This is a genomic window from Clostridium amazonense (genome assembly GCF_056431285.1).
Genome location: NZ_JBWKMH010000028.1, coordinates 215,946 through 240,134, shown reverse-complemented (window position 1 = coordinate 240,134; position 24,189 = coordinate 215,946). Strand labels below are relative to the sequence as shown.

Here is a 24,189-nt window from a genome sequence, read left to right as displayed (position 1 = left end):
CCCTAATTTTAATATATTACTCTACCCAATTATATATTTTTACTCTTTCACCATTTTGCATATGATATGCAGGTACATATCCTTGAGTAGGTATTAAATATACATTACCACTATTTATAGCAACAGCATATGTTCCAGAATAATATTCACTATTTTGTTCTGATACTCCAAACATTAAAAACTTATCTTCTGGTATTCCCCAATTTTTAGATATATTATTCCAATTACTTTTAAAATGGTCTTCTATTTTTTCTAGTACTGCACCTTTTTCAAGTTTATCTTGAATTGACTTTTCAGCATTATTTTTTATAGCTGTTTTTGCTTCTTCTTCTCCAATAGATATTTCTTTTTCAGGTTCTTTAATTATCTCCTCTTCATTTTTTTCATTAGCTTGCTGTGTTGACTCATTTACTACTGCTTCTTCATTTGAATTCTTATTATTTTCTACTTCTTGCATAGATACATTTTCATCTGCATTATTTTTAAATTCATTGCTTGATACTTCATTTATAGGAGGTGTCTTAACTGTTTCATCTTTTTTTTGTTTATCTTCTTTTTTATTATTAATAATATTTTTTTCTGCATTATCTTTTTTTGCAACTTCAACTTTTTTCTTTGTTTCTTCCTTATTTTTGTTATCTTTTGCATTGCTACATCCTACTAGTGTTAAAGTACATAATATAAGTAATATAACTTTTTTATATTTCATAAAGCTCACTCCTTATTAATTTCATATTCATTATATCACTGTATATTTATTAAACAATATTTATTACAAATATGTAATTATTTTGTTATTATTTATATTAAAATGTAAAAGAACAGGCTCTGCTTTCTGAGCCTGTTCTTTTTGTGTATCTTAGGTAAGGCAATTATTGCCTTAGGGTTTAGCTATTTATTTGTACTATATCGAAAACTTCCAAGTCACTTACATTTATATTTTCTTTTTTAACTTTAACCATTGCTCTTAGTGTATCTAATGCTGTAATTACTCCTAATCCTTTTTCTATAGCCTCTCTTCTTATAATAAATCCATCTCTATTTGATTCATTACCTTTTGTTGGTGTATTTATTATCATATCCAAAGAATTATTCTTTATAGCTTCTAAAATGTTATTATTTCCTTCTTTAATTTTATTTATTCTTTCTACATTAATATTATTTTCTTTTAATAACTTGTATGTTCCACTAGTTGCTACAAACTTATATCCAAGTTTATTCATTTCTTTAGCTATTTCTAAAAATTCTTCTTTATCATTATCATTTACAGTTGCAAGTATACGACCTTTTTCTTTTTTCATATACATGTTAGCTCCAATAAATCCTTTATATAATGCTTCATTTATATTTCTTCCTACGCCCAAAACTTCCCCTGTTGATTTCATTTCTGGTCCAAGACTTATTTCAACATTTGGAAGCTTTTGTGTTGAAAATACCGGAACCTTAACTGTTACTACATTTGGCTCTTTATAAACGTTAGTTCCATATTCTAATTCTTTAAGTTTTGCTCCAAGCATTACCTTTGTAGCAAGTTCAACTATTGGAACTGAGCTTACTTTACTTATATATGGTACTGTTCTACTTGCACGTGGATTAACTTCTATTACATATAATTCATTTTCAAACTCTATAAATTGAATATTTATCATACCATGTACGCCTATACCTAATGCTAATTTTTTAGTATAGTTTAATATCTTTGTTTTTATTTCATCACTTATATTTTGACTTGGATACATTGTTATACTATCTCCAGAGTGAACTCCTGCTCTTTCTAAATGCTCCATTATTCCAGGAATAAGTACTTCTTCTCCATCACATATTGCATCTACTTCTATTTCTCTTCCAAGCATATATTTATCTATAAGCACAGGGTTTTTACTATCAGATGTAAATGCATTTTCAAGATAATACTTAAGTTCTTCTTCACTATATGTTATCTCCATTCCTTGACCACCTAGTACATATGAAGGTCTTACAAGTACAGGATATTTTAAAAGTTTAGCTTGTTCTAATCCTTCTTCCACATTCCAAACTGCTTTTCCCTTTGGTCTATATATATTAAGCTCTTCTAATAATGCATCAAATTTTTCTCTATCTTCTGCCATATCTATTTGCTCTGCTGTTGTTCCAAGTATTTTTATATTCTTCTCTTTTAAGAATTCAGCTAATTTTATTGCTGTTTGTCCTCCAAATTGAAGTATTACTCCATATGGATTTTCTTTATCTATTATATTTAATACATCTTCTTCTGTTAATGGTTCAAAATATAATTTATCAGATATATTAAAATCAGTACTTACTGTTTCTGGATTATTGTTTATAATTATAGTTTCTATTCCAAGTTTTTTTAGTGCTATTACACTATGACAAGATGAATAATCAAATTCTATTCCTTGTCCTATTCTTATTGGACCAGAACCTATTACTATAACTTTCTTTTTATCACTTACTTCAACTTCATCAAAAGTATCATAAGTTGAGTAATAATATGGTGATACTGCATCAAATTCGCCACTGCATGTATCTACCATTTTATATACGGGCTTTACATTCCAAAGATTTCTTAAGCTGTATACATCATTTGGCTTACAATTTAACATTTTAGCTATTGCTTTATCTGAAAATCCTTTTTTCTTTAAATCATATAACCATTCTTTATTTAAATCCTCTATTTTAGAAACTTTTAATTTTTCCTCTTCATCTACTATATTTTTTATTTTAGCTACAAAGAATCTATCTATACCTGTTATTTCACATACTTTATCTAACATATAGTTTCTTCTTAAAAGTTCTGCTAAAACAAATATTCTTTCATCATCTGCACTTATTACTTTAGATTTTAAATCATCTAATGTTAAATTTTTAAGTTCTTTATGTTCTAATGAAAATTTCTTTATTTCTGATGAACGTATTCCTTTAAGAAATGCTGCTTCAAAGTTACTTCCTATTGACATTATTTCACCAGTAGCCATCATTTTTGTACCTAACTTTTTGTTTGCACTTTTAAACTTATCAAATGGCCATTTAGGGATTTTTACTACTACATAATCAAGTGATGGTTCAAAACATGCATAAGTCTTTTTGGTTACCGCATTTTTTATTTCATCTAAGTCATAACCTAATGCTATCTTTGCAGCAACTTTAGCTATAGGATAACCTGTAGCTTTTGATGCTAGGGCTGAGCTTCTACTAACTCTCGGATTTATTTCTATTACTGCATATTCAAAACTTTTAGGATTTAATGCAAATTGTACATTACATCCTCCTTCAATCCCTATTTCATTTATTATATTTATAGCTGAAGTTCTAAGCATTTGATATTCTCTATCACTTAATGTTTGACTTGGTGCCACAACTATGCTATCTCCTGTGTGTATTCCTACAGGATCTATATTTTCCATATTACAAACAGTTATACAGTTTCCACTTTTATCTCTTATAACTTCATACTCTATTTCTTTCCAACCTTTTATACTCTTCTCTAATAAAACTTGACCTATTGTACTTAATTGTAAGCCACTTTCTAATATAATTTTCAATTCTTCTTCATTATCAGCAATTCCACCACCAGAACCACCTAGTGTATATGCAGGTCTTACTATAACTGGATACCCTATTTTATTTGCAAATTCTATTCCACTTTTCATATCAGTTATAATTTCACTCTCAATAACAGGTTCATTTATTTTGTTCATAACTTCTCTAAAAAGTTCTCTATCCTCACCTTTTTTTATAGATTGTATGGATGTTCCTATTATATTTAATTTATATTTTTCAAGTATTCCTGCATCATGAAGATCTACTGCTAAATTAAGTCCTGTTTGACCACCCATTCCTGCAATTAATGAATCTGGTTTTTCTTTTTCTATAACTTTTTCTAAAAACTCTAATGTTAATGGTTCTAAATACACTTTATTTGCTATTTCTTTATCTGTCATTATAGTTGCTGGATTTGAATTAACTAATACAACCTCTATTCCTTCTTCTTTTAAAGCTTCACAAGCTTGTGTACCTGAATAATCAAATTCTGCTGCTTGTCCTATAACTATTGGACCTGATCCTATTACTAATACTTTTTTTATATCTCTATTTAATGGCATAATAACAACCTCCGAATTTTGAATTTTAAATATTTTTATAGCATTTCTAAGAATTTATCAAATATATAATTTGCATCAAAAGGGCCTGGACATGCTTCTGGATGATATTGAACACTGAATATTGGAAGATTTTTATGTCTCATTCCTTCACAAGTTCCATCATTTACACTAACATGAGTCATAATCATATTATCTGGCAATTTAGTTACTACATATCCATGATTTTGAGAAGTTATATGAATTTTATTTTCTTCTAAATCTTTAACTGGATGATTACAACCTCTGTGCCCAAACTTTAATTTTCCTGTTTCTCCACCTAATGTTAATGCTAAAAGTTGATGTCCTAAACATATACCTACTATTGGCTTTTTACCAATAAGCATTTTTAAGTTTTCTATAACTTCTTCTAAATCCTCTGGATCTCCAGGACCATTTGATAAGAATATTCCATCTGGATTTACTTTTAAGATTTCTTCATAACATGTATTTGCAGGAAATATTGTAATCTTACATCCTCTTTTTTGAAAACTTCTTAGAATATTTTGCTTTATTCCAAAATCTAATACTGCTATATGTTTTCCATTTCCCTCCAAAGTATAACTTTCTTTTACTGTCACACTTTGAACTGCTTTTTTATTGCAGAAGTTTCTTAATCTTTCGTTTATTTCATCTTCATGTATATTTTCAGTTGCTATTATGCCTTTCATTGTTCCACTATTTCTTAATATTTTTGTTAATGCCCTTGTATCAATTCCTTGAATTCCAATTATATTGTTTTGCTTTAAATAATCCTCTAAATTCATTTCACATCTAAAATTGCTTGGGTCATTGCAAAGCTCTCTAACTATGAAGCCCTTTACTTTTGGATTTTTAGACTCTATATCCTCTAAGTTTATACCATAGTTTCCTATAAGTGGATAAGTCATAGTTACTATTTGTCCATAATAGGATGGATCTGTTAAAACCTCTTGATATCCTGTCATTCCAGTATTAAAAACCACTTCTCCTACTGTATCTTCTAAATTTCCAAAAGCCTTTCCTTCAAATGTCATTCCATTTTCAAGTATTAATTTAGCCTTCATACTAACCCTCCTAAGTATTTCTTATTTTGTCGTCTACGGCATGCTTAAAAGTTAATATATTTCTTTACATACCTTTGTGAAATACACTTAAAGTTAGGATTAATCATTATCTGTTTTGATTTATAAATTATAAATCACATCGCAAATATTCTTTAAAATTACAAATAAAAAAGGATTAATAAAAGATATTATCTTTCATTAATCCTGTAATTCCAAAGTATATTAATCTAGCTTCAAACTATGCAATAAATAATATAGATATAAAACTATATAATTATAGTGCACTAACATACTCCTTACTGGCCTCACAGGACCAATTTAAAGTGTATTTCTAAACTTTATTTATTTTTATAATTTAATTTTTTCTTTAAATAAATTCTAGTTCAAAAGAAATTTTTTGTCAATAACTTTTTTACATTTTCTTAATAATTTATGATATTTTCTTAATTTTCTTCATGAATTTTATTTATAATTGTCCCTATATTTTCTACATAACACTCAACCACATCACTATCCTTAAGATATCTTGGCGGATTAAACCCTTTTCCAACACCTTTTGGAGTTCCTGTTAAAATTATATCTCCTGGCCTTAAAGTAATGCCTTTAGATAAATCACTTATAATATAATCTATATCAAACATCATTTCACTAGTGTTTGACTCTTGTCTAATTTCATCATTAACTTTAGAACATATATTAAGCTTTGGTGGATATGAAATTTCATCTTTATACACTATATAAGGTCCTATGGGACAAAATGTATCTAATGATTTTCCAACAGCCCATTGTTTATGCTTACTTTGAAGATCTCGTGCAGTCACATCATTAGCTACAGTATAGCCCAATATATAATTTTTCACATCTTCCTTTTTTATATTTTTACCTGTTTTACCTATAATTACAGCAAGCTCAACTTCATAATCTAATTCATTTGTAACACTTTTATTGTAAATTATATTTTCATTTGTACCAATTGTTTCACTTGCCATTTTTAAAAAATATATTGGATTTTCAATACTTTCTCTTTTAATTTCTTCTTTACTTAACTCTTTCATATGCTCAAAATAATTTTTACCTAAGCAAAATAAACTTCTTCTTGGCTTGGGTATTGGAGACAAAACTGTAATTTCTCTAATATCTACAAACTTTTCATTTTCATTTTTTAATGATATATATATTTTGTTTTTTATATCTTCAGTAAAATTTTCTATAAAATCATTCATATCTTTAAAATCTTTATTTAAAATGTCTTTAATAAAAACTACTTTATCTTTATCTTTGCTTAAAACCGCTAAATTTTCACTATTTTTATATATACAATTTAAGAAATACATATCTTTTAAAATCCTTTCTTATGCTTTTTTATTATATAAATCTTTGTATATTCTTATAATTCTTTCTGATACATTTTGCAATAAAAATTCACTTTCTTTCATGGAATCCTCTAGAGACATTGGTTTATTTATTATAGAAAATATAGATGTAAATCCTTCCTCATAAAGATTCTCTATATTTTCTCCAATTGTTCCACAAACTCCTATGGCTGGCACTCCATATTTTTTTGCTATTCTTGCTATTCCTAAAGGAGCTTTTCCAAACTGTGTTTGATAATCTATTTTCCCCTCACCAGTAATAACCAAATCACTACTTCTTATTTTTTCTTCAAGACTATTTTTTTCTATAACTATATCTATTCCTCTTTTAAAATGACCATTTAAAATAGCAAGTAATGCTGAACCTAAACCTCCTGCCGCTCCAGAACACTTTATTTCATTAATTTTAATATTAAACTCTTCATCTAAAATATTAGCATAATTTGTAACAGCATTTTCTAAAATATCAATCTCTTGTTTTGTAGCACCTTTTTGAGCTGCAAAAACCCTTGATGCCCCATTTTCACCATATAAAGTGTTTTCCACATCACAAGCTACAATTATTCTTGAAAAATTAAGTCTTTCATCCAAAGAATCTAAATCTATTTTTGCTAGATTGTTAAGTGCCTTTCCTCCTAAGTCTATACTTTTACTATTTTTATCTAAAAACTTAGCTCCTAATGCCATTAACATTCCTACTCCAGCATCATTAGTGGCACTTCCACCAATTCCTATTATAAAATCTCTAATTCCTTTATCTAATGCAGCTAAAATCAATTGTCCAGTGCCATAAGTACTAGTTATTAATGGATTACGTTCATTTATATCTAACAAAGTAAGCCCAGATGATAACGACATTTCTATTACTGCTGTTTTTTCATTAACTATTCCATAATAACTTATAATATCTCTGTAAAGAGGATCTTTTACAGTTACATATACTTTTTTCCCACCTATAGTTTCAATAAATCCTTCACCACCATCTGATATGGGAACTTTTACAACGTCTATGTCTTTAAATTTACTTTTTATGCCCTTCTCCACTAATTTACAAGCCTCCATTGAAGTAAAGGACCCTTTAAATGAATCTAGTGCAACTATAACTTTCATATTATTAACCTTAACTATTTACTACATTTATAGGTTTTCCATCTATAAATGATTTTAAATTTTCTATTGCTATTTGCATAAGTCTTATTCTAGCTTCTTTAGTTGCCCATGCTATATGTGGTGTGATTATGCAATTTTCTAAACTATATAGTGGATTATATTCTTTAGGTGGTTCCACTCTTAAAACATCTAATGCAGCCCCGCTTATAATCTTTTCTTCTAATGCTAATTTTAAATCTTCTTCATTTATTAATTTTCCTCTAGATGTATTTATTAAAAAAGCACTTTTTTTCATTTTTCTTAAATTACCTATATTTATTATTTCTTCCGTTTCTTTAGTTAATGGACAATGTAAAGATATTATGTCAGAATTTTTAAACAATTCCTCGAGTTCTACCCACTTTAAATTTTTTATATCACATTCTTTTTTCTTTCCTCTATTGTAAGCAATAACTTTCATATTAAATGCCATAGCTATTTTAGAAACTTCATATCCTATTCTTCCAAATCCTATAATTCCAATAGTTTTACCACTTAATTCTATAAGTTGTGAATTAGTAAAACAAAAGTCACTTTGATTTGCCCATTTTAAATTTTTTACACTATCACTATGACTTTTTACATTATTACAAAGTTCTAAAACAAGTGCAAAAACATGTTGTGCTACAGATGTTGTACCATAAGTTGGTACATTAGTTACAATGATATTTAAATCTTTTGCATAATCATAGTCGATAACATCATACCCTGTGGCCAAAACTCCTATGTACTTGCATTTAGTTAATTTTTTTAAGATTTCTTTTCTAATTGGCGTTTTATTTGTAATAATTATATCTGCATCCTTAATTCTTTCAAAAACCTCATCTTCCAATGTTCTATCATAACAAATAAATTCCCCTAACTCTTCAAACCCACTCCAACTCAAATCTCCAGGATTTAAAGTATATCCATCTAAAACAATAATTTTCAAAAATATCACCTACCTTAAAAATCCATAGTTAAAAATAGATAATGAACTTTTTCATTATCTATTTTTAACTTTTATTTATATTAATTTTTTAATATTTCATGTTTTATTCTTTTTTTATAAATATTCCATATTAACAAAAGCATAAATACTATAAAATTTAAAATCACCATAATTATTAAAGCTGATGTCATAGATTGTTTTGCTGCTATGCTTATTATTCCATTGCATAATGCTGATATTACATTTGCTACCATGGCATAAGAAGATAATATAGTTGCCCTATTTTGAGATTTTATACTTTCATTCTTAATAGTTTCTGTTATTGGCTGAGTAACTGCAAATGCACCTTCCATCAAAAATATTAAAAGTATTGTTATATATGATACATGACTAAATATTAATCCTATATTTGTAATTAAAATTACTCCTATGCTAATTATATATATCTTTTTAGTTCCTATCTTATTCTTTATATTATGAGCTCTAACTGCTATAAATGTTGATATTTGCATAAAAGCTGTTAAAACACCAAACCATTTCATATCTATACCACTTTTTATATACAATGGCTGATTTTAAAAAACACAAACACTATGGGTAGTTTCACCAATTATTGCTAACAAAATAACAAAAACTAATATTTTCTTATTTGATATAGCAGTTTTAAAACTACAATATACACTTTCTCTTTTTTCATGTTTAGTATCTTTAACTTCTTTTAAGAAAAAACTTAATATAAAAACAACAACATAAGCAATTATTGTTGCAAACGCTAATAAATCTAAGGATATTTTCACCATAAATCCACTTAATAATGATGAAATTAAAAAACCAGCTGTTGCAAAAGCATTATACCGTCCAAAAACTTTATCACTTTCTTCATTTTCTACTGACAAATATAAAATAGCACTGTCACATCCAGATATTCCTGATATAGCTAAAGCTCCTAAAACTGCTTCTAATAAAAATATAGAAAATGAATGAGCATAATAAAATGCTATCTTAGATAATAAAAATAATCCAAAAGATAATATAAGTGTTTTTCTATATCCTATTTTATCTCCAATAATTCCCCATGGTAATTCAAATACCATCATAAGAATAACAAATATACTTTCTAATAAAAATATATCACTTAATTGAATTCCTCTATTTAGTCTGTAAATAGTTGCAAATGCACCATAAAAAACTAATCCCTCAAAGAAAGAGATTAAATATAATATATATTTATTTTTTAAATTCTTCATAACCGTCCTCCATATAAAGCTCAACTTAATTATGAATATAAATTCTTAATTCTTCATATTCATTTAAATCGTCTTATTTATTTCTAAACATTTTATTGCATAACAAATAAACCTAAATTTGTAGGTTTAAAAATTTATTTTATTAATACAATTTAATCAATGTTTAGATGCGGTCATAAAGACATTCCCCTTTCTAATATTTAATCAAGAAATATATTTAATTTTCTAAATATTGTCTTTATATAATTTTACTTCATTCTCTATGAAAAATAAAGTATATATTTAAAATTTATTTTTTATTGTCTTTCTACTGAAAACATTTTGTTAGTGTAATCTATAATCATTTTTCCATCTTTTATTATGTCACTTCCAATTATTCCATCCATTATAAAAAACTCTCCAACTGTTTCTAAATCCATACTAATATTCCTATCTTTCAAAACAAATTCTTCATTTGTTATTCTAATTTTTAAATTTCCTACAGTTTTAACTTCCTTTTCTTTATATCCTCCAACACCTCCTATAAATGATGTTTGAAATTTAATGTTTTCTTTGTTTATACTAAAGGTTTCACCTAAACTACATTTATTCGCTCCAGTATCAAGTCCAAAATAAATTGGTTTATTTTCATCATTTAAAATTTTAATAATAGGATATGCAGAGCAAAACATATTTCTATCTTCACAACTAAGTTTTTTAGGTTTTCTTATTTCTATTTTCTCATTTTTATAATCTATAATTACATTCATATCTTTTATTAAATCCCACCCTATAATTCCATCTATTTTAACTATTTCATTAGTTTTAGGATGTTTTAATATTAAGTTTTCAGTAGCTATAATTATCATTATTTGATCATATACTTTGAAGTTTCCAAGTTCTAAACTTGGCACTGTACACATTCTAGATTCTGTACATTTACCTGTAGAAGCTTTAACTTTAACAGTTAAATCATCTTCCATTTTTATATTACATAATTCTGCTGTTTCTTCAGATATTATACTTATAAGTGCTCCAGTATCAAACCAAAATGTTTTATATACCCCATTAATTTTAACATCAATTGTTGGAGAGCCAGATGAACTTAATTTCATTGGAATACTTGCAAAATCACTTAAAAAATTATAATTCTGATTTAACTTTTCATATCTAATTGATATACTTCTATAATCTTCATCTATTAATAAGTTTTTATCAAGATTTAATCTTTTTATTTCACTCCATTTATTTTGCCAATATAAAATTTGAAATAATATTTTAGTTGCATTATCTTTTATTTCTTTTTCATTGCTTTGTAAATGTAACTTCAATAATATACTTTCTGAACTATCTAAATCCCCTTTTATAAATAAATCTATACCCTTATAAAAGTTCAATTCATCTTCTGTTAGTTGATTTAAATCTATATCATCAAATTTAAATCTTCTTATTTTTTCAATTAAATCCATACCCATCACCTTCTTTAAAATAATATACCTATATCATACCATTAACTTATATTAACATTTAATAGATATTATGTTAATTTAAGAATGCTTTCATCCATTAATATCGTTTTACTAAATTATTAAATATATATAAGAATCAAAGCTTAAGAATTCAATTATTTTTATTAAATTGGATAAAGAAATTATTTAAATAAGTGTTTCTTTAAGAATTTATTTAGCAGACCTTGTTAATTTGCTTTTTTTACCTCAAAACCATATAATCATTTTTTTGACTTAACTTTTATATTTAAGTCAATACTTAGTAATGTGTTAAATATTACATTACGGTTTCAATTTTAAGATTCTATTCACATTAAAATTATTTATTAATATATTACTTAGTGAAGTATACGTTAGGAGTGATTTTCTTGAAAAAATTAATTTGTATTGTTGCTGCAATTTGTACATTAACTTTTGTTGGTTGTGCCAATAATAACAATAAAGTATCTTCTACTAATGAAAAAAAAGTTTTAGCTTCTGATTCATCAGTAAAAAAAGATGTAAATATTGCAAATAAAAATATTTCTAAAAGTGAGCCTAAAAAAAATGAAACAACCCCTGTTAAGGATAAAGCAAGTGAAGTTAAAGTTGAATCTTTAAAAACTACGCCAGTTATTACTAATGAAAATCCTGCTCCAGTTGCACCTGTTCCAGCTGAACCTGAAACTACACCTGCTCCTGAGCCAGAAAAAAGTATTTATCCATCAGAACCTGAAATTATGAACTTTATTAAAGGTGCTGAAAATGCCCTTACACCTATATTTAAAGGACCAGCTCTTTACTCTAAAAATCCTTTAATAATAAATAATGTTTATTATGGTGAAGTTACTAATTTTAATTCTAGAGAAGAAATGGCTGATTCATTAAGAGGATATTTTACAGAAGATGTTATAAATAGTATTCTAGATAAATACTTGCTTGAAAAAGATGGTAAGCTATACTTTACTATAGGTCAAGCTGGATTAAGAGTTAATTATGATTCTTGTACTAAGAATTTCTCCTATGATAATAATAAGATAATTGTAAAATTATCATCAAATTATTCTAATTCACCAAATGATATTGTTACAGAAACTAAAACCCTTGAATTTATTAATGGTCAATGGTTATTTACAAACTTTTGGTATGTATAATTTAATTTTTTAATAAACTTAAAGCATATGTATATAATTTATCATAATATATACATATGCTTTTAAATTTTACACTCTCATTTCCATCCTTACATTTCGTTCTTTCATCCCCATAAACTTATAAAATTCAATAGCATCTTCATTAAAGCTCCATACATTTAATTGTACTGAGTCTACACATTGTTGTTTTGCATATTCTAATATAAAATTAAATAACTTTTTCCCAATACCTTTTCTTTTATATGCTTGCTTAATACAAAAATCATCTATATATATATACTTACTTTTCACTACTATATCTATATTAGGTGTATTCATTAGTTTTAAATTGCTATATCCTACTATTTCACTATTCTCTAAATTTTCTATAACAAACAATTTTACATCTTGATTATTTAATAAATCTTTAAAATACTCCTCTTTCATGGGACTATCAGTAGCTTTAAATACATCATTTCTATTTTTCACATGTAAATTATGAAGCTCCAACATTAGATTATTTACATCATTAAAGTCACTAAATTTTGCATTTCTCATAATTGTATTCATTTTATAATTCTCCATTTCATCAAATATATATCAATATCTCATCTAAATCTTTCACTTCTTTATAAGGTTCATTTAAAACTTCTTTTTCTTTATTTTTTATATTTAGCCAAATTGCTTTCATACCTACCTTAATTGCTGGTTCCATATCGTTTTTTAAGCTATCACCAACCATAATTGCCTCTTTAGGTGTAATATTCATTTTTTCTAATGCCTTATAAAAAATTTCTTTTTTGGGTTTTCCTAACTTTAAGGAATAGCTAAATATAAACACATCTATAAATTCATATAAACCTAATTTTTTAAAACATTCCTTCATAATTTCATCATAATATGCTGTATTTGATATTACACCTATTTTATAACCTCTATTTCTTATACAGTTTAAAACTTCTTTTGTGTTATCATAAGTTACAACATCATCTATATATGGTTTATAAAATATTTTAATAGCTTCTACACATTGTTTTAATGACAGATTAATTTCATAATCATTTAAAAAACTATTTAAATATTCCTCTATTGGATACTCTAAATATGTTTTCTTTCTCATTTCAAAAGCTTTATTCCATTTAACATAGAATTTATTTTCTACATCCTTGTAAGTAATTTTACTGTTCATAGTACTTAAATATTCTGTAAGTAACTTTATTCCTAACTTATCTTTCTCTTCATCACTTCTACCTTTGTGAAAATCTATTAACGTATTTCCCATATCAAAGTATATAACTTTAACATCGCCCATTCTCATATTTATTTAGCTCCACTCCCTTTTATTATAAAATTATTTATTCTATATTCACACTTAAAATCCCTTTTTTCAATGTCTTACATTTTTTGTGTATAAACAAAACTTTAATGTTTTTTAAATTTATTCACAACTTAATTTTTCTTAGTGATATAATATAAGAAAATAAAATTCAATCTTTTTTCTATAGACTTATAAAATTAATTATCTTAGGAGATTTTTATGAATTATATAATATTTGATTTAGAATTTAACCAAGAATATAAATGTACTGAAAAAAATGAGAATACTTTAAATTGTCCTTTTGAAATAATTCAAATTGGTGCAATAAAACTTGATGAAAATTTAAATAAAGTTTCCAGTTTAAATATGATTATAAAACCTAGTTTATACTTAACTATAAATCCAGTTATTGAAAAATTGACTAACATAAATAATAAAGACTTAAATTCAGGAGTAAATTTTAAAATAGCCTATGAGTCTTTTATAAATATGTTGGATTCAAATAGTGTTCTTGTTGTTTGGGGTGTATCTGACATAAAAGAACTTCTTAGAAATATAAAGTTTCATGAATTGGATTACTCATTAATTCCTAAGAAATATATTGACATACAACGCTATGCATCTAAACATTTTAAATATACAAAAGGAAAAAATATAGGTTTAAAAAATGCTATTAATTTATTGGATATATCCTTTAAAGATGAATTTCACAATGCTTATAATGATGCTTATTACACAAGTGAAGTATTTAAAAAACTTTATAACGATAAATTTAAATTTCAAATCTACAACAATAATACTAGAAGAAATTCTAGTATTAACAAAGAAAAATCTTCTGTAGATTTCCATGCTCTAATAAAACAATTTGAAAAAATGTTTAAAAGACCTATGACCACTGAAGAAATTTCTATTATAAAACTTTCTTATATTATGGGAAAAACTAATCAATTTCAAAAGACTAAACACTAAATTTAACTTTTAAGCAAATGTATCAATATTATTATTTAATTATAAAGGTCCAAGCTTTAAAATAAATAATTTTAAAACTCGGACCCAATTAACATTGAAATGGCCTCTTGCCAATTTAATTTTTAAACTTATTTTTCACTTTCTAATACATTTAGTATATCTAATGTACCTTTCTTTACCTCTATAATTTCATCAATTAAATTATTCATTGCCCTATCCATTTTATTCATATTCAATGAAAAAATTTTATCTGAATCTTGTATAGCTTTTTTAAGTTCATCAAAATTCAAATTATTAATTTTAGAATAATTAGAACCTTCTAATTCACCATTAAATTTATTTATACTATCTTTTATATTTTTTAGTCTTTCTATCATATTGCATATTTGATTGTTTTTATATATTTCAGAAATTGTACCCATTTCAAAATATCTAAAATAACTAATCTTACTTATCTTTTTTGCAAATGTTTTAAAATCTTCTATAGAAACTAAAATATCTTTTCCTTTTTTTATTATCTCTTGTTCTTTACACATTTTTACATTAATTGAATCCATATTAACTGTACCTTCTTTAATTAAGCATTTTCTATAAAAGTATAATATTCTTTCTTTAAATTCTTTAAATTTCTTTCATTTAATCTTTTTCTTTCTTCTAAATTATTCATAACATTATTTATTTTAGCTTTTAAATCAACAACTCTTTCTATACCACCATTTATTTCATTTTGTACAGAAATATCCGAAAATATATTATCAAAAAATATATCAAAAGTTTTTGTAAATGAAGATATATTAACATCTAAAACCTCTGTATTCACATATACATCTCTTAATTCTTTATTAAAACTTTCTATTAAATATGAAACTTTGTGTAAATTTTCTGTTGCATCTTCAATTTTACTATGTTTCGCTATTGATGATAAAAAATCTCCTCCCAATATATCTAATGTTCCCCAATTCTTAGCACTTTCAAATGAATTTAGGGCTAATTCTATTTCATCTAAAAGCTCCTGTCCTACTGTTAATGCTTCATTAATTTCAGTTCTTTCCTTTATACAACTATCTTCCATATTTTCATACTCTAATAGTTTAAATTTATTGATTTCTTCATTAGAAAGTTTTATATTTTTAATTTTTTCATCTAAAAGTTCATTATAATCCGTTTCAATATTTTCTAATTCCTTTAATCTTTTTTGTTTATCTTTAATCTTATTTTGAATTTCACTAATTTTAAATTTAAATTCATCATACTTAATTTTTACTTCAATATATTCTTTTTGTTCCTTTTCTAGTTTTTCTTCTCTATTTTTTAATAATTTTGAAAGTAGTGATGCAAATGAAATTCCTTCCAACTTTCTAACATCTTTTTCTTCCTTAACTAAAACTTTTTTTAACTCTTCAAATTCATTTAACTGTTGTTTTAACTCTGAATTTAAATTTTCTATTTTTATCATTAAGTTCTTCTTTAATTCTATGCTCGTTTTAGCCTCTTGAATTTTATTATCAATATTTTCATTCATAATAACTCATCCCCCTTATAAACTAAATATATTATTCATTATATCGAATAATATACTATTATGCTTTAATTAAAGATATACCTTGTTTATATAGTTATATCTTTAATTTCTGTATTTTTTTGCATTTATTTAACGTTTTTTGTATAACTGTAGAACTTTTCCTTAATATAGTTTATTATATAGTAAGTGAAATATTTAAAATTTTGTAAATTTTAAAATATTTTATAAAATAATAATATTTTTTTTAATAGGGGGTATTACTTTAATATGAAACTTACAATTTCACAAGCAATTTTAAAATATTTAGAGGACTTAGGCGTGGAATATATTTTTGGTATTCCTTCTGGAAATACATCATACATATATGATAGTATAACTGACTCTCCAATTAAAAGCATAGTTACTAAACATGAATCTGGTGCAACCTATTCTGCAGCACGTTATAGTGAACTTACAAATAAGCTAGGAGTTGCATTTTTATGTGGTGGTGTTGGTGTTACTAACTCTATTAATGGTATTGCTGATGCTTATATAAATAAATTACCTATGCTAGTTATAAGTGGTGATTCATCCACTAAAAGCAAAGGTAAAGGTGCTATTCAAGAATTATGCACTATTCCTATAACAGAAAGCATAACCAAATATAGTGTTAATATAAAAAATCCTGAAGATACTATAAAAATATTAGATCATGCAGTTAATTTAGCTTTAACTGAACCTTGTGGCCCTGTTCATATATCTTTACCCATGGACATACCTATATTAGAAACTGAATATATAGAACCTAATACTAATTATGAAAAAATTGAAAACGATTTAACAGCAATTTCTAAAGCTGTCAATGTACTTAATAAAGCTAAAAAGGGACTTATATTAGTTGGTAGAGGTGCTAAAAATGTTAACAATGAAATCAATTTATTAGCAGATAAACTTAATTTCTATATAGCAACAACACCTCAAGGTAAAGGTAAAGTGTTACATTCTTCTCCATACTATATAGGAAATTTTGGTTTCTATTCTTCTGATTTTGCATCTAACTACATCAATGATAATGACGTAGATACTGTTTTAGTTCTTGGTTCATCACTTGGAGAAAGCTCAACTCAAAACTTTGATGTTGATTTTTATACAAATAAAACTATTATCCAAATTGATCACTGTACTAAATCATTAGATAAAAAAAGTGTAGAGAATAAACTTGCTGTTAAATATGATATTAAGGATGCGTTAGACTATTTAATTGCAAATATAGATAAAAAATCTTCTAGAGTTGAACCAATTATGGATAAATCTACTTTAAATAAAAAATATATTCAAACTAATAATGGCTTATCTATTAAAGAAGTTTTAGATACATTACCTAAGGTTTTAAATGAAAATACTACTTATTTATGTGATATTGGTGAATTTATGAACTACGTATACAAATTCTTATATTTACCAGATAGTTCAAAATTTATTGGTAGTTTAAATTATGGTTCAATGGGTGCAATTATAGGTGGTGCTACAGGTGCTGCCATTGCAAAACAATCTAAATGTTGTGCTGTAATAGTTGGTGATGGATCATACTATATGAATGGAATGGAAGTTTTAACAGCTAAAGCATATAATCTTCCAATAATATACTTTGTTATAAACAATGCTAAATATAATTATGTTGACCAAGGTCAAAGTTTTGTATTTGGAAGAAGTCTTGATGGTATTTTCTTCAACCGACTAGACATTACTAAAGTAAGTGAAGCTATGGGAATTAAATCATTTAAAGTTTCTAATATAAATGACTTATATAACCTAAAAGATACCTTATATAATATTAATGAGCCTATAGTTGTTGAATTAATAACAGATGGAAATGAAAAAATTGGTGATTGTGATAGATTTAAATCAGTGAAAAAAAGCGTATTAAAATAACAAAAATAGCTACTTTTTAGTAGCTATTTTCTTATTTATAATACCCATCTTATAGATATTATAAGTTTATCTTCATCTTTTTTTGCATAGATTATATGTCCTTGTTTTTCTACCAGCTCCCTAGCTATAGCAAGTCCTAATCCTGTGTTTTGACCACTTCTCATCCTGTCTACAGTAAAAAATCGTTCAAATATTCTCTTTGCATCTTCTTCACTTAATTCTTTTGCATCATTAGAAAACTCTGTTAAAATATATTTATCAAAACTTTTTAATTTTATTTTTAAACTTCCTTCTGCATGCTTTAATATATTTTGTATAAGATTTGTAAATATCCTATTAGTAGCACTTTTATCTCCATTAATTAAAGGTATATTTTCATCTATATCTATTTTAGGTTCCAATCCTCTTCTTTCAAATTCATCATAAAATCCAAGTAAAAGATTGCACAAAATAGACGATATATTTATTTTTTCTATACAAAAATTATACTCATTAGCCTGTAATCTAGATAAATCATAAAAATTTGAAATTAAAGCCTTTAAAGATGCTGATCTATTTTCTATTATTTCAATGTACTCTTTCTTTTCTTCCACTAATATATTGTCATCCTCCAAAAGTTGTATATATCCCATTATTGATGTTAATGGTGTTCTTAAATCATGAGACATATTAGCAATAGCTTGTCTTAATTCTAAATCCATTTCTTTATACTTAACTTCTGTAGATTTTTTTAATTTTAATGTTTTATTAATTTCGCATAAAAAGCTCTCAAGATTTTTATTAGGAGACGAAATTCTTAAAACTTCATTTGTATCATTTTCATTAATCTTTTTTAATTTTTTTGTCAGTTTTTTTATCTCTACATTTTGTAAAATCAATTTCCACAAAAGTATTCCTAATAATATTATTAGTACATATATCATATATATCTCCAAACTTTAAATTATCTTATCTCTACTTTTTGAAAAAATATAATCCCTAACATAGTGAAAAATATTGTAGTGATAATTCCTATTATAAATGCATGAATTATACTGGTTTTGCTTGCATATGGCTTAGTAAGCATAACTAAATTTTCATAAATACTTAAATTACTTATAAATTCAAACTTATTAGAAACATTTTGAATTAGAAAGTCTTCTATTTTTTGAGGTAAAATTAATAATATTACATATATAGAACCTACTATTGCCTCATTTCTTATAATTATAATTAGAAAATTAATAATGGAAATTCCTCCTACATATAATGGAATACAAGCTATAAATCTTTTTATTAAGTCATATAACAAATTGACATTATATCCATCTCCATCTTTCAACAAATTAATTGAAAGTAGAAAAATACAAAAGCAAATAGTTGCTACTATTATACACACTACAATTTCAATTATAAATTTACTTAAATATACTTTTCTCCTGGATATATCAAAGGAAATTATATTTTTAAAAGTAGAAGTTTTATACTCTTCAAAACATAATAATGAGAAAATCCCAGTGAAAATAAAAGTAATATTAAAAACTATGGGGCAAATAATTTCAATTACATAAACTTTAAATCCTATATATGGATCATTTTTAAAAATAAGTTCCACTAAAATTATCAAACCACATAAAATAGTGGTAATTATATAAACTAGTGGATTACGAACAACTTTATACAATTCTGCTCTAATTAAATTTAACATATTTAAATTCCTACTTTACATCTTGTCTCCTATATAAAATAACTGTAATAGCTGTGAATATAATAGTATAGATAGTTCCTATTACCACAGCATTAATTAATTGCTTACTTGAAGCATATGGCATTTGAACATATTCAAGTGGTGATTCTAATAAAAATTTATATAGTAATTTAAATTTATCTGATACCATTGTAGATAATAGATAAATTATCTTAGAACCTAATATAAAAACAAAATAATAAATTAAACAAGCTACACCTTCTTTTCTTGTTAAAACTATTAAGAAATTAACAAGAGCAATCCCTGCTATAAATATAGGTGTTGAAGCTAAAAATCTCATTATAAAATCTAAAACAAATTTTTTTGTATATCCATCACTATTATCTAACATACTAATAGATACAAGAAGAACTATAATACATATAGTTGCTGCAAATATAGCTAATACTATTTGTACAATAAATTTACTAAAATATATTTTTGTTTTTGATATTTTAGAACTCACTAAATTTTTAAGCGTACCATCTTTATATTCTTCTGAAAGTACACAGCCAAAAATCATTACTAAAGTTAATATCATTCCAAAACATCCACCTGTCATAGTTAGCGCAAATTGTTTTGATGAATATTGTCCTGAATTTTTAAGCATCATCATAACAGCTATTACACCTATTGAAAGTGTCAATATTATTCCATATATAAATGGTCTTTTTGAGTACTTATAAAGCTCTGCTTTTATCATTTTAAGCATTATGCTCACCCCCTACTAAGTTTAAAAAATATTCTTCTAAATTACTTCCTATTTTTTGTAGTGAATAAACCATAATATCGTTTTCTACAAATGATTTATTTATAATATGCGACTCTTCTAAATAATCGTATATCTTTATCAAATTACCATTTAACACTTCATAATTTTCACATTTAAATTTACTTTCTAGTATTGCTGATGCTTTTTCTAAATCATCAACTTTTATAGCTAAACAATGTTTACATTTATCTAATAACTCTTCACTAGATATTTCCTCTATTAATTTACCATCATCTATAAATCCATAACAACTTGCAAGTTGTGAAAGTTCTCCTAAAATATGACTTGATATTAAAATTGTAGTATTTTTAACTTTATTAAGCTTTAATAGTGTTTCCCTAACTTCTTTTATCCCCATAGGATCCAATCCATTAATAGGTTCATCTAATATAAGAAAGTCTGGATTACTCATTATAGCAAGTGCTAGTCCTAATCTTTGTTTCATTCCAAGTGAAAATCCCTTAAATTTTTTGTTTCCTACATCTTCAAGTCCTACAAATTTTAAAGCTTCATCTACTGCATCTTTTTCCACAATTCCTCTTTGCAATCTATAATATTCAAGATTTTGTTTAGCACTTAAATAAGGATAAAATGCCGGTGTCTCTACAATTGAACCTACTAGTCCATGTTTTTCTAATTTTTCTTTTTCAGAAGTTGCATTGAATAATTCAAACTCTCCTGAGCTTTCTTTAGACAATGATAAAATCATTCTTATTATTGTTGTTTTTCCTGCTCCATTTTTTCCTACAAGACCATATATATCACCTTTTTTTATAGTCATATTTACATTATCAACAACAGTATTATTTCCATATTTTTTACTAAGATTCCTTGTTACAAGTATATCTTCTCTCATTTCCATCATCCTTTCTTCAATCCACCTACCATTGATTTCTACTTTGCATAAGCTTTGAAATCATTTGATAAAGTTTAAATCTAAATTAAATTTTTAATTTACTTTCTTGTATACTAAATTAAAGACGTCTTATTACCATATTTTTATTGTAGTATACAAGAAACAATTTAACTTAAAGAAAAGATTAAGAAAGTCTTAAGTTATTCACAAAGTTTAAATCCTATACCCCAAACAGTTTTTATGTATTCGTTATCACTATCAACAATAGATATTTTAGATCTTAAATTGCTCACATGTACATTTACAGTATTGTCATCACCTAAAAAGTCACTATTCCATACATGTTCAAATATATTTGCTCTTGAAAAAACTTTCTTAGGATTATTAAGTAAAAGTTCCATAATTGAAAACTCTTTGGCCGTAAGTTGTATTATTTTATTGCATACAGTTACCTTAACTTGTTCTTTATCTAAAATTAAATTTTTATAAGTTAAAATTTTAGTTTCTTCTTCATCACAATGTGAAAACTCTGTATATCTTCTTAATTGTGCTTCAACTCTTGCTACTAGTTCATTTACATCAAAAGGTTTAGATACAAAATCATCTGCACCCATTTTCAAAACATTTATCTTATCTTCTTGAGCACTTTTAGCTGATATAACTATTATAGGCATTTTCTTAATTTTTCTTATTTCTTCTATTATAGCTTCACCTGTAAGTCCTGGAAGCATCAAATCTAATATAACAAGCTTATAATTAAACATATCTAAATACATTTTTGCTTCAGTACCTGAAAAAGCTTGTTTTACACAATACCCTTTCTTAGTTAAAATTTTATAAACTAATCCATTTATATCTCCATCATCTTCTACAACTAAGATATTTGTATTTTTCAAATTTATCATCTCCTTACATTAATTAACTCACAATATTTATTCCATTATACAATAAAAACAGGTTAATATTGTATATTAACCTGTTTTTACACATATTAAAAATTATTAACTACAAAAATATAATTTAATAATTAATATCTGCAGCTTTTACATTATCTTTATTTTTTGAACTACATGGTGTAACACCATATGTCATTTGACACTTTGGACACTTATCAACTAATTTAGTCATTATAAATATATTATTACAAGAACACTTTATTTCATGTGGCACAGCTAATAACATCTCTTCCTTACCTTTACTTCTAACTAAATCTACTATAGCTTTTCCATCATTAGATATATTTGAACATCCACAACTCATTTGTTATTCCTCCTAAACACTATAGAAATACAAGTTTAAACATGAATAATTTCATTTTTAAGCTTGAATTCCTATATGATCTTTAATAGTTATATTATAAATACTATTTATTAATTTATAAGTATCCTATGTTACTATTTATTAGTTTTATTTTTCAAAAAACATTTCTACATGTGGAATATTATCTTCCAAGTAAATATCTGATACAACTTTAAATCCTAAGCTTTTATAAAATTCTAATAAATACTGTTGTGCAGATATTCTTATTCTATCTTCCTTAAGTTTATCTTCTATAAATGACATTGCATAAAGCATATTTTTTCTAGCAATTCCTTTTCCCCTATAATTTTTTTTTACTAGTACTCTACCTATAGATACTTCATTATAAGAAACACTTTTTTCTAAAATTCTTAAATATGCAACTATATTTTCATTATCATAACTTAAAATATGATATGATTTAAAATCCTTATTATCACAATCTTGATAAGCACAATTTTGTTCTACAATAAAAACTTCATTTCTTAATTTTAATATTTCATATAATTCTATATTAGTTAAATCATTAAATCTTTTTACAACTATTTTCATATAAAAATTCCTTTACTCATATACATAAAATATATTAATTAGTTTTAAAATAATCATGACATTTTTTTATCCAAATATTTTCGTGTTCTTCACTAGTTACCACTCTTTTTGATAAGTCTCTTACATTATATATACCATCTTTTTCACACCAACTTATACATTCTCTAAAAAACTTTTCATCTACATTATCCTTTTCAAAATATCCATACACATAAGAAAATCCTTTTAAATATGCACAAACTAATCTAGAATGACCATCTATAGAAACTATTTTATCATCTATTTTTACACAAGAAATTATTATATCTTCTGGATTTTTAACCCATGAATATACTCTGTCTAACTTTTCTTTATCAACAGTTAGCTGTTCTGGTTTTATGTCTTCAATGTTTATTTTAAAAACTTCTATACTACTATCTATTTTCTTTATATAATTTTTATCTTTTACAAATCCATTATTTTTAAGTAATTTATCCATAAATTCATCTTCATTTTCTTCATAAATAATTTCTTTGATATACGGATTCCAATATAATACTTCCTCTATCATTCCATTTAAAATTTCATTTGATTTACATTTTCTCAATATATTAAGATTTAATATTCTTGCAATATCAAAATTTAATATATTGTACTCTAATATTCCTAAAAAATCATCACTTTCTTCACATATAATAGCAGTGCTCCGTTTAAAACTTTCCTCATACTTTAAATACTCTATTTGATCCTCTTTTGCTCTATAAAACTCTATAAAACTATCCACCATATCCTAAACCCTCA

The 24,189-nt window shown here is 25.2% G+C and carries 24 protein-coding genes; 3 read left to right on the top strand and 21 right to left on the bottom strand.

Going from position 1 to position 24,189, the window contains the following annotated elements:
* Positions 1-16: 16 nt before the first annotated feature.
* The 9 genes from AC07E4_RS12525 to AC07E4_RS12485 all read right to left on the bottom strand — a co-directional run bounded on the left by AC07E4_RS12525 (position 17) and on the right by AC07E4_RS12485 (position 11,333).
* The gene (locus tag AC07E4_RS12525; protein ID WP_430828641.1) at positions 17-709 is read right to left on the bottom strand and encodes a hypothetical protein; all 693 of its coding nucleotides are present in this window, start codon (positions 707-709) and stop codon (positions 17-19) included.
* A 178-nt stretch (positions 710-887) separates the two neighbouring features.
* Positions 888-4,103 carry a carbamoyl-phosphate synthase large subunit gene (carB, locus tag AC07E4_RS12520; RefSeq protein WP_430828640.1) on the bottom strand — a complete coding sequence of 1,072 codons (3,216 nt, stop codon included), beginning with the start codon at positions 4,101-4,103 and terminating at the stop codon, positions 888-890.
* Between the two features lie 35 nt (positions 4,104-4,138).
* A complete protein-coding gene (locus tag AC07E4_RS12515) occupies positions 4,139-5,185 on the bottom strand; it encodes a carbamoyl phosphate synthase small subunit (RefSeq protein WP_478216561.1) in 1,047 nt (348 codons plus the stop codon).
* A 443-nt stretch (positions 5,186-5,628) separates the two neighbouring features.
* A complete protein-coding gene (locus AC07E4_RS12510; protein WP_478216560.1) occupies positions 5,629-6,519 on the bottom strand; it encodes a fumarylacetoacetate hydrolase family protein in 891 nt (296 codons plus the stop codon).
* An 18-nt stretch (positions 6,520-6,537) separates the two neighbouring features.
* A complete protein-coding gene (locus AC07E4_RS12505) occupies positions 6,538-7,668 on the bottom strand; it encodes a glycerate kinase (RefSeq protein ID WP_478216559.1) in 1,131 nt (376 codons plus the stop codon).
* Between the two features lie 10 nt (positions 7,669-7,678).
* A complete protein-coding gene (locus tag AC07E4_RS12500; RefSeq protein ID WP_478216558.1) occupies positions 7,679-8,647 on the bottom strand; it encodes a D-2-hydroxyacid dehydrogenase in 969 nt (322 codons plus the stop codon).
* A gap of 71 nt (positions 8,648-8,718) precedes the next feature.
* Positions 8,719-9,180: an MFS transporter gene (locus tag AC07E4_RS12495; RefSeq protein WP_478216557.1), complete on the bottom strand. Its 462-nt coding sequence runs from the start codon at positions 9,178-9,180 to the stop codon at positions 8,719-8,721.
* Positions 9,181-9,213: 33 nt separating this feature from the next.
* Positions 9,214-9,885: an MFS transporter gene (locus AC07E4_RS12490; RefSeq protein ID WP_478216556.1), complete on the bottom strand. Its 672-nt coding sequence runs from the start codon at positions 9,883-9,885 to the stop codon at positions 9,214-9,216.
* A gap of 296 nt (positions 9,886-10,181) precedes the next feature.
* The gene (locus AC07E4_RS12485) at positions 10,182-11,333 is read right to left on the bottom strand and encodes a retropepsin-like aspartic protease (protein WP_478216555.1); all 1,152 of its coding nucleotides are present in this window, start codon (positions 11,331-11,333) and stop codon (positions 10,182-10,184) included.
* A 407-nt stretch (positions 11,334-11,740) separates the two neighbouring features.
* On the opposite strand from AC07E4_RS12485, the gene AC07E4_RS12480 reads away from it, so the two are divergent.
* Positions 11,741-12,505, top strand: coding sequence for a DL-endopeptidase inhibitor IseA family protein (locus AC07E4_RS12480; RefSeq protein ID WP_478216554.1), 765 nt, complete (start codon positions 11,741-11,743; stop codon positions 12,503-12,505).
* A gap of 69 nt (positions 12,506-12,574) precedes the next feature.
* Here the strand turns inward: AC07E4_RS12480 and AC07E4_RS12475 are convergent, their stop codons facing one another.
* Both AC07E4_RS12475 and AC07E4_RS12470 read right to left on the bottom strand, forming a co-directional pair.
* Positions 12,575-13,054, bottom strand: a complete 480-nt coding sequence (locus AC07E4_RS12475) for a GNAT family N-acetyltransferase (RefSeq protein ID WP_040330413.1) — start codon at positions 13,052-13,054, stop codon at positions 12,575-12,577.
* Positions 13,055-13,073: 19 nt separating this feature from the next.
* Complete coding sequence (locus tag AC07E4_RS12470; protein WP_478216553.1) at positions 13,074-13,802, bottom strand: HAD family hydrolase; 729 nt, start codon at positions 13,800-13,802, stop codon at positions 13,074-13,076.
* A 219-nt stretch (positions 13,803-14,021) separates the two neighbouring features.
* On the opposite strand from AC07E4_RS12470, the gene AC07E4_RS12465 reads away from it, so the two are divergent.
* Positions 14,022-14,771: a 3'-5' exonuclease gene (locus AC07E4_RS12465; RefSeq protein WP_430828633.1), complete on the top strand. Its 750-nt coding sequence runs from the start codon at positions 14,022-14,024 to the stop codon at positions 14,769-14,771.
* Positions 14,772-14,899: 128 nt separating this feature from the next.
* On the opposite strand, the gene AC07E4_RS12460 is transcribed toward AC07E4_RS12465, so the two are convergent.
* Together AC07E4_RS12460 and AC07E4_RS12455 are read right to left on the bottom strand one after the other, a co-directional pair.
* The gene (locus AC07E4_RS12460; protein ID WP_430828632.1) at positions 14,900-15,328 is read right to left on the bottom strand and encodes a hypothetical protein; all 429 of its coding nucleotides are present in this window, start codon (positions 15,326-15,328) and stop codon (positions 14,900-14,902) included.
* Between the two features lie 20 nt (positions 15,329-15,348).
* Positions 15,349-16,293: a hypothetical protein gene (locus AC07E4_RS12455; RefSeq protein ID WP_051540500.1), complete on the bottom strand. Its 945-nt coding sequence runs from the start codon at positions 16,291-16,293 to the stop codon at positions 15,349-15,351.
* Between the two features lie 267 nt (positions 16,294-16,560).
* Here AC07E4_RS12455 and AC07E4_RS12450 point away from each other — a divergent pair, with 267 nt between their 5' ends.
* On the top strand, positions 16,561-18,204 hold the full coding sequence (locus AC07E4_RS12450) for a thiamine pyrophosphate-binding protein (RefSeq protein ID WP_040330410.1): 1,644 nt from the start codon (positions 16,561-16,563) through the stop codon (positions 18,202-18,204).
* Between the two features lie 35 nt (positions 18,205-18,239).
* Here AC07E4_RS12450 and AC07E4_RS12445 read toward each other — a convergent pair whose 3' ends face one another.
* The 8 genes from AC07E4_RS12445 to AC07E4_RS12410 all read right to left on the bottom strand — a co-directional run bounded on the left by AC07E4_RS12445 (position 18,240) and on the right by AC07E4_RS12410 (position 24,175).
* Complete coding sequence (locus AC07E4_RS12445) at positions 18,240-19,127, bottom strand: sensor histidine kinase (protein WP_242838455.1); 888 nt, start codon at positions 19,125-19,127, stop codon at positions 18,240-18,242.
* Positions 19,128-19,147: 20 nt separating this feature from the next.
* The gene (locus AC07E4_RS12440) at positions 19,148-19,891 is read right to left on the bottom strand and encodes an ABC transporter permease (protein ID WP_040330408.1); all 744 of its coding nucleotides are present in this window, start codon (positions 19,889-19,891) and stop codon (positions 19,148-19,150) included.
* A 10-nt stretch (positions 19,892-19,901) separates the two neighbouring features.
* Positions 19,902-20,642 (bottom strand): ABC transporter permease, encoded by a 741-nt coding sequence (locus AC07E4_RS12435; RefSeq protein ID WP_040330407.1) that lies wholly within the window; start codon positions 20,640-20,642, stop codon positions 19,902-19,904.
* Positions 20,635-21,558 carry an ATP-binding cassette domain-containing protein gene (locus AC07E4_RS12430; protein ID WP_430828844.1) on the bottom strand — a complete coding sequence of 308 codons (924 nt, stop codon included), beginning with the start codon at positions 21,556-21,558 and terminating at the stop codon, positions 20,635-20,637. Before AC07E4_RS12430 ends, AC07E4_RS12435 begins: the two co-directional genes overlap by 8 nt.
* Before the next feature lie 200 nt (positions 21,559-21,758).
* Positions 21,759-22,463, bottom strand: coding sequence for a response regulator transcription factor (locus AC07E4_RS12425; RefSeq protein ID WP_040330405.1), 705 nt, complete (start codon positions 22,461-22,463; stop codon positions 21,759-21,761).
* Positions 22,464-22,578: 115 nt separating this feature from the next.
* A complete protein-coding gene (locus AC07E4_RS12420) occupies positions 22,579-22,818 on the bottom strand; it encodes a hypothetical protein (RefSeq protein ID WP_040330404.1) in 240 nt (79 codons plus the stop codon).
* 147 nt (positions 22,819-22,965) lie between these two features.
* Positions 22,966-23,409 carry a GNAT family N-acetyltransferase gene (locus tag AC07E4_RS12415; RefSeq protein ID WP_430828631.1) on the bottom strand — a complete coding sequence of 148 codons (444 nt, stop codon included), beginning with the start codon at positions 23,407-23,409 and terminating at the stop codon, positions 22,966-22,968.
* A gap of 34 nt (positions 23,410-23,443) precedes the next feature.
* Complete coding sequence (locus AC07E4_RS12410) at positions 23,444-24,175, bottom strand: hypothetical protein (protein WP_040330402.1); 732 nt, start codon at positions 24,173-24,175, stop codon at positions 23,444-23,446.
* Between the last annotated feature and the right edge of the window lie 14 nt (positions 24,176-24,189).

What these genes read in the sequence shown, in the direction of transcription:
- AC07E4_RS12525 (WP_430828641.1), bottom strand. Translation starts at nt 709, where the DNA reads ATGAAATATAAAAAAGTTATATTACTTATATTATGTACTTTAACACTA.
- carB (WP_430828640.1), bottom strand. Translation starts at nt 4,103, where the DNA reads ATGCCATTAAATAGAGATATAAAAAAAGTATTAGTAATAGGATCAGGT.
- AC07E4_RS12515 (WP_478216561.1), bottom strand. Translation starts at nt 5,185, where the DNA reads ATGAAGGCTAAATTAATACTTGAAAATGGAATGACATTTGAAGGAAAG.
- AC07E4_RS12510 (WP_478216560.1), bottom strand. Translation starts at nt 6,519, where the DNA reads ATGTATTTCTTAAATTGTATATATAAAAATAGTGAAAATTTAGCGGTT.
- AC07E4_RS12505 (WP_478216559.1), bottom strand. Translation starts at nt 7,668, where the DNA reads ATGAAAGTTATAGTTGCACTAGATTCATTTAAAGGGTCCTTTACTTCA.
- AC07E4_RS12495 (WP_478216557.1), bottom strand. Translation starts at nt 9,180, where the DNA reads ATGAAATGGTTTGGTGTTTTAACAGCTTTTATGCAAATATCAACATTT.
- AC07E4_RS12490 (WP_478216556.1), bottom strand. Translation starts at nt 9,885, where the DNA reads ATGAAGAATTTAAAAAATAAATATATATTATATTTAATCTCTTTCTTT.
- AC07E4_RS12485 (WP_478216555.1), bottom strand. Translation starts at nt 11,333, where the DNA reads ATGGATTTAATTGAAAAAATAAGAAGATTTAAATTTGATGATATAGAT.
- AC07E4_RS12475 (WP_040330413.1), bottom strand. Translation starts at nt 13,054, where the DNA reads ATGAATACAATTATGAGAAATGCAAAATTTAGTGACTTTAATGATGTA.
- AC07E4_RS12470 (WP_478216553.1), bottom strand. Translation starts at nt 13,802, where the DNA reads ATGAGAATGGGCGATGTTAAAGTTATATACTTTGATATGGGAAATACG.
- AC07E4_RS12465 (WP_430828633.1), top strand. Translation starts at nt 14,022, where the DNA reads ATGAATTATATAATATTTGATTTAGAATTTAACCAAGAATATAAATGT.
- AC07E4_RS12460 (WP_430828632.1), bottom strand. Translation starts at nt 15,328, where the DNA reads ATGGATTCAATTAATGTAAAAATGTGTAAAGAACAAGAGATAATAAAA.
- AC07E4_RS12455 (WP_051540500.1), bottom strand. Translation starts at nt 16,293, where the DNA reads ATGAATGAAAATATTGATAATAAAATTCAAGAGGCTAAAACGAGCATA.
- AC07E4_RS12450 (WP_040330410.1), top strand. Translation starts at nt 16,561, where the DNA reads ATGAAACTTACAATTTCACAAGCAATTTTAAAATATTTAGAGGACTTA.
- AC07E4_RS12445 (WP_242838455.1), bottom strand. Translation starts at nt 19,127, where the DNA reads ATGATATATGTACTAATAATATTATTAGGAATACTTTTGTGGAAATTG.
- AC07E4_RS12440 (WP_040330408.1), bottom strand. Translation starts at nt 19,891, where the DNA reads ATGTTAAATTTAATTAGAGCAGAATTGTATAAAGTTGTTCGTAATCCA.
- AC07E4_RS12435 (WP_040330407.1), bottom strand. Translation starts at nt 20,642, where the DNA reads ATGCTTAAAATGATAAAAGCAGAGCTTTATAAGTACTCAAAAAGACCA.
- AC07E4_RS12430 (WP_430828844.1), bottom strand. Translation starts at nt 21,558, where the DNA reads ATGAGAGAAGATATACTTGTAACAAGGAATCTTAGTAAAAAATATGGA.
- AC07E4_RS12425 (WP_040330405.1), bottom strand. Translation starts at nt 22,463, where the DNA reads ATGATAAATTTGAAAAATACAAATATCTTAGTTGTAGAAGATGATGGA.
- AC07E4_RS12420 (WP_040330404.1), bottom strand. Translation starts at nt 22,818, where the DNA reads ATGAGTTGTGGATGTTCAAATATATCTAATGATGGAAAAGCTATAGTA.
- AC07E4_RS12415 (WP_430828631.1), bottom strand. Translation starts at nt 23,409, where the DNA reads ATGAAAATAGTTGTAAAAAGATTTAATGATTTAACTAATATAGAATTA.
- AC07E4_RS12410 (WP_040330402.1), bottom strand. Translation starts at nt 24,175, where the DNA reads ATGGTGGATAGTTTTATAGAGTTTTATAGAGCAAAAGAGGATCAAATA.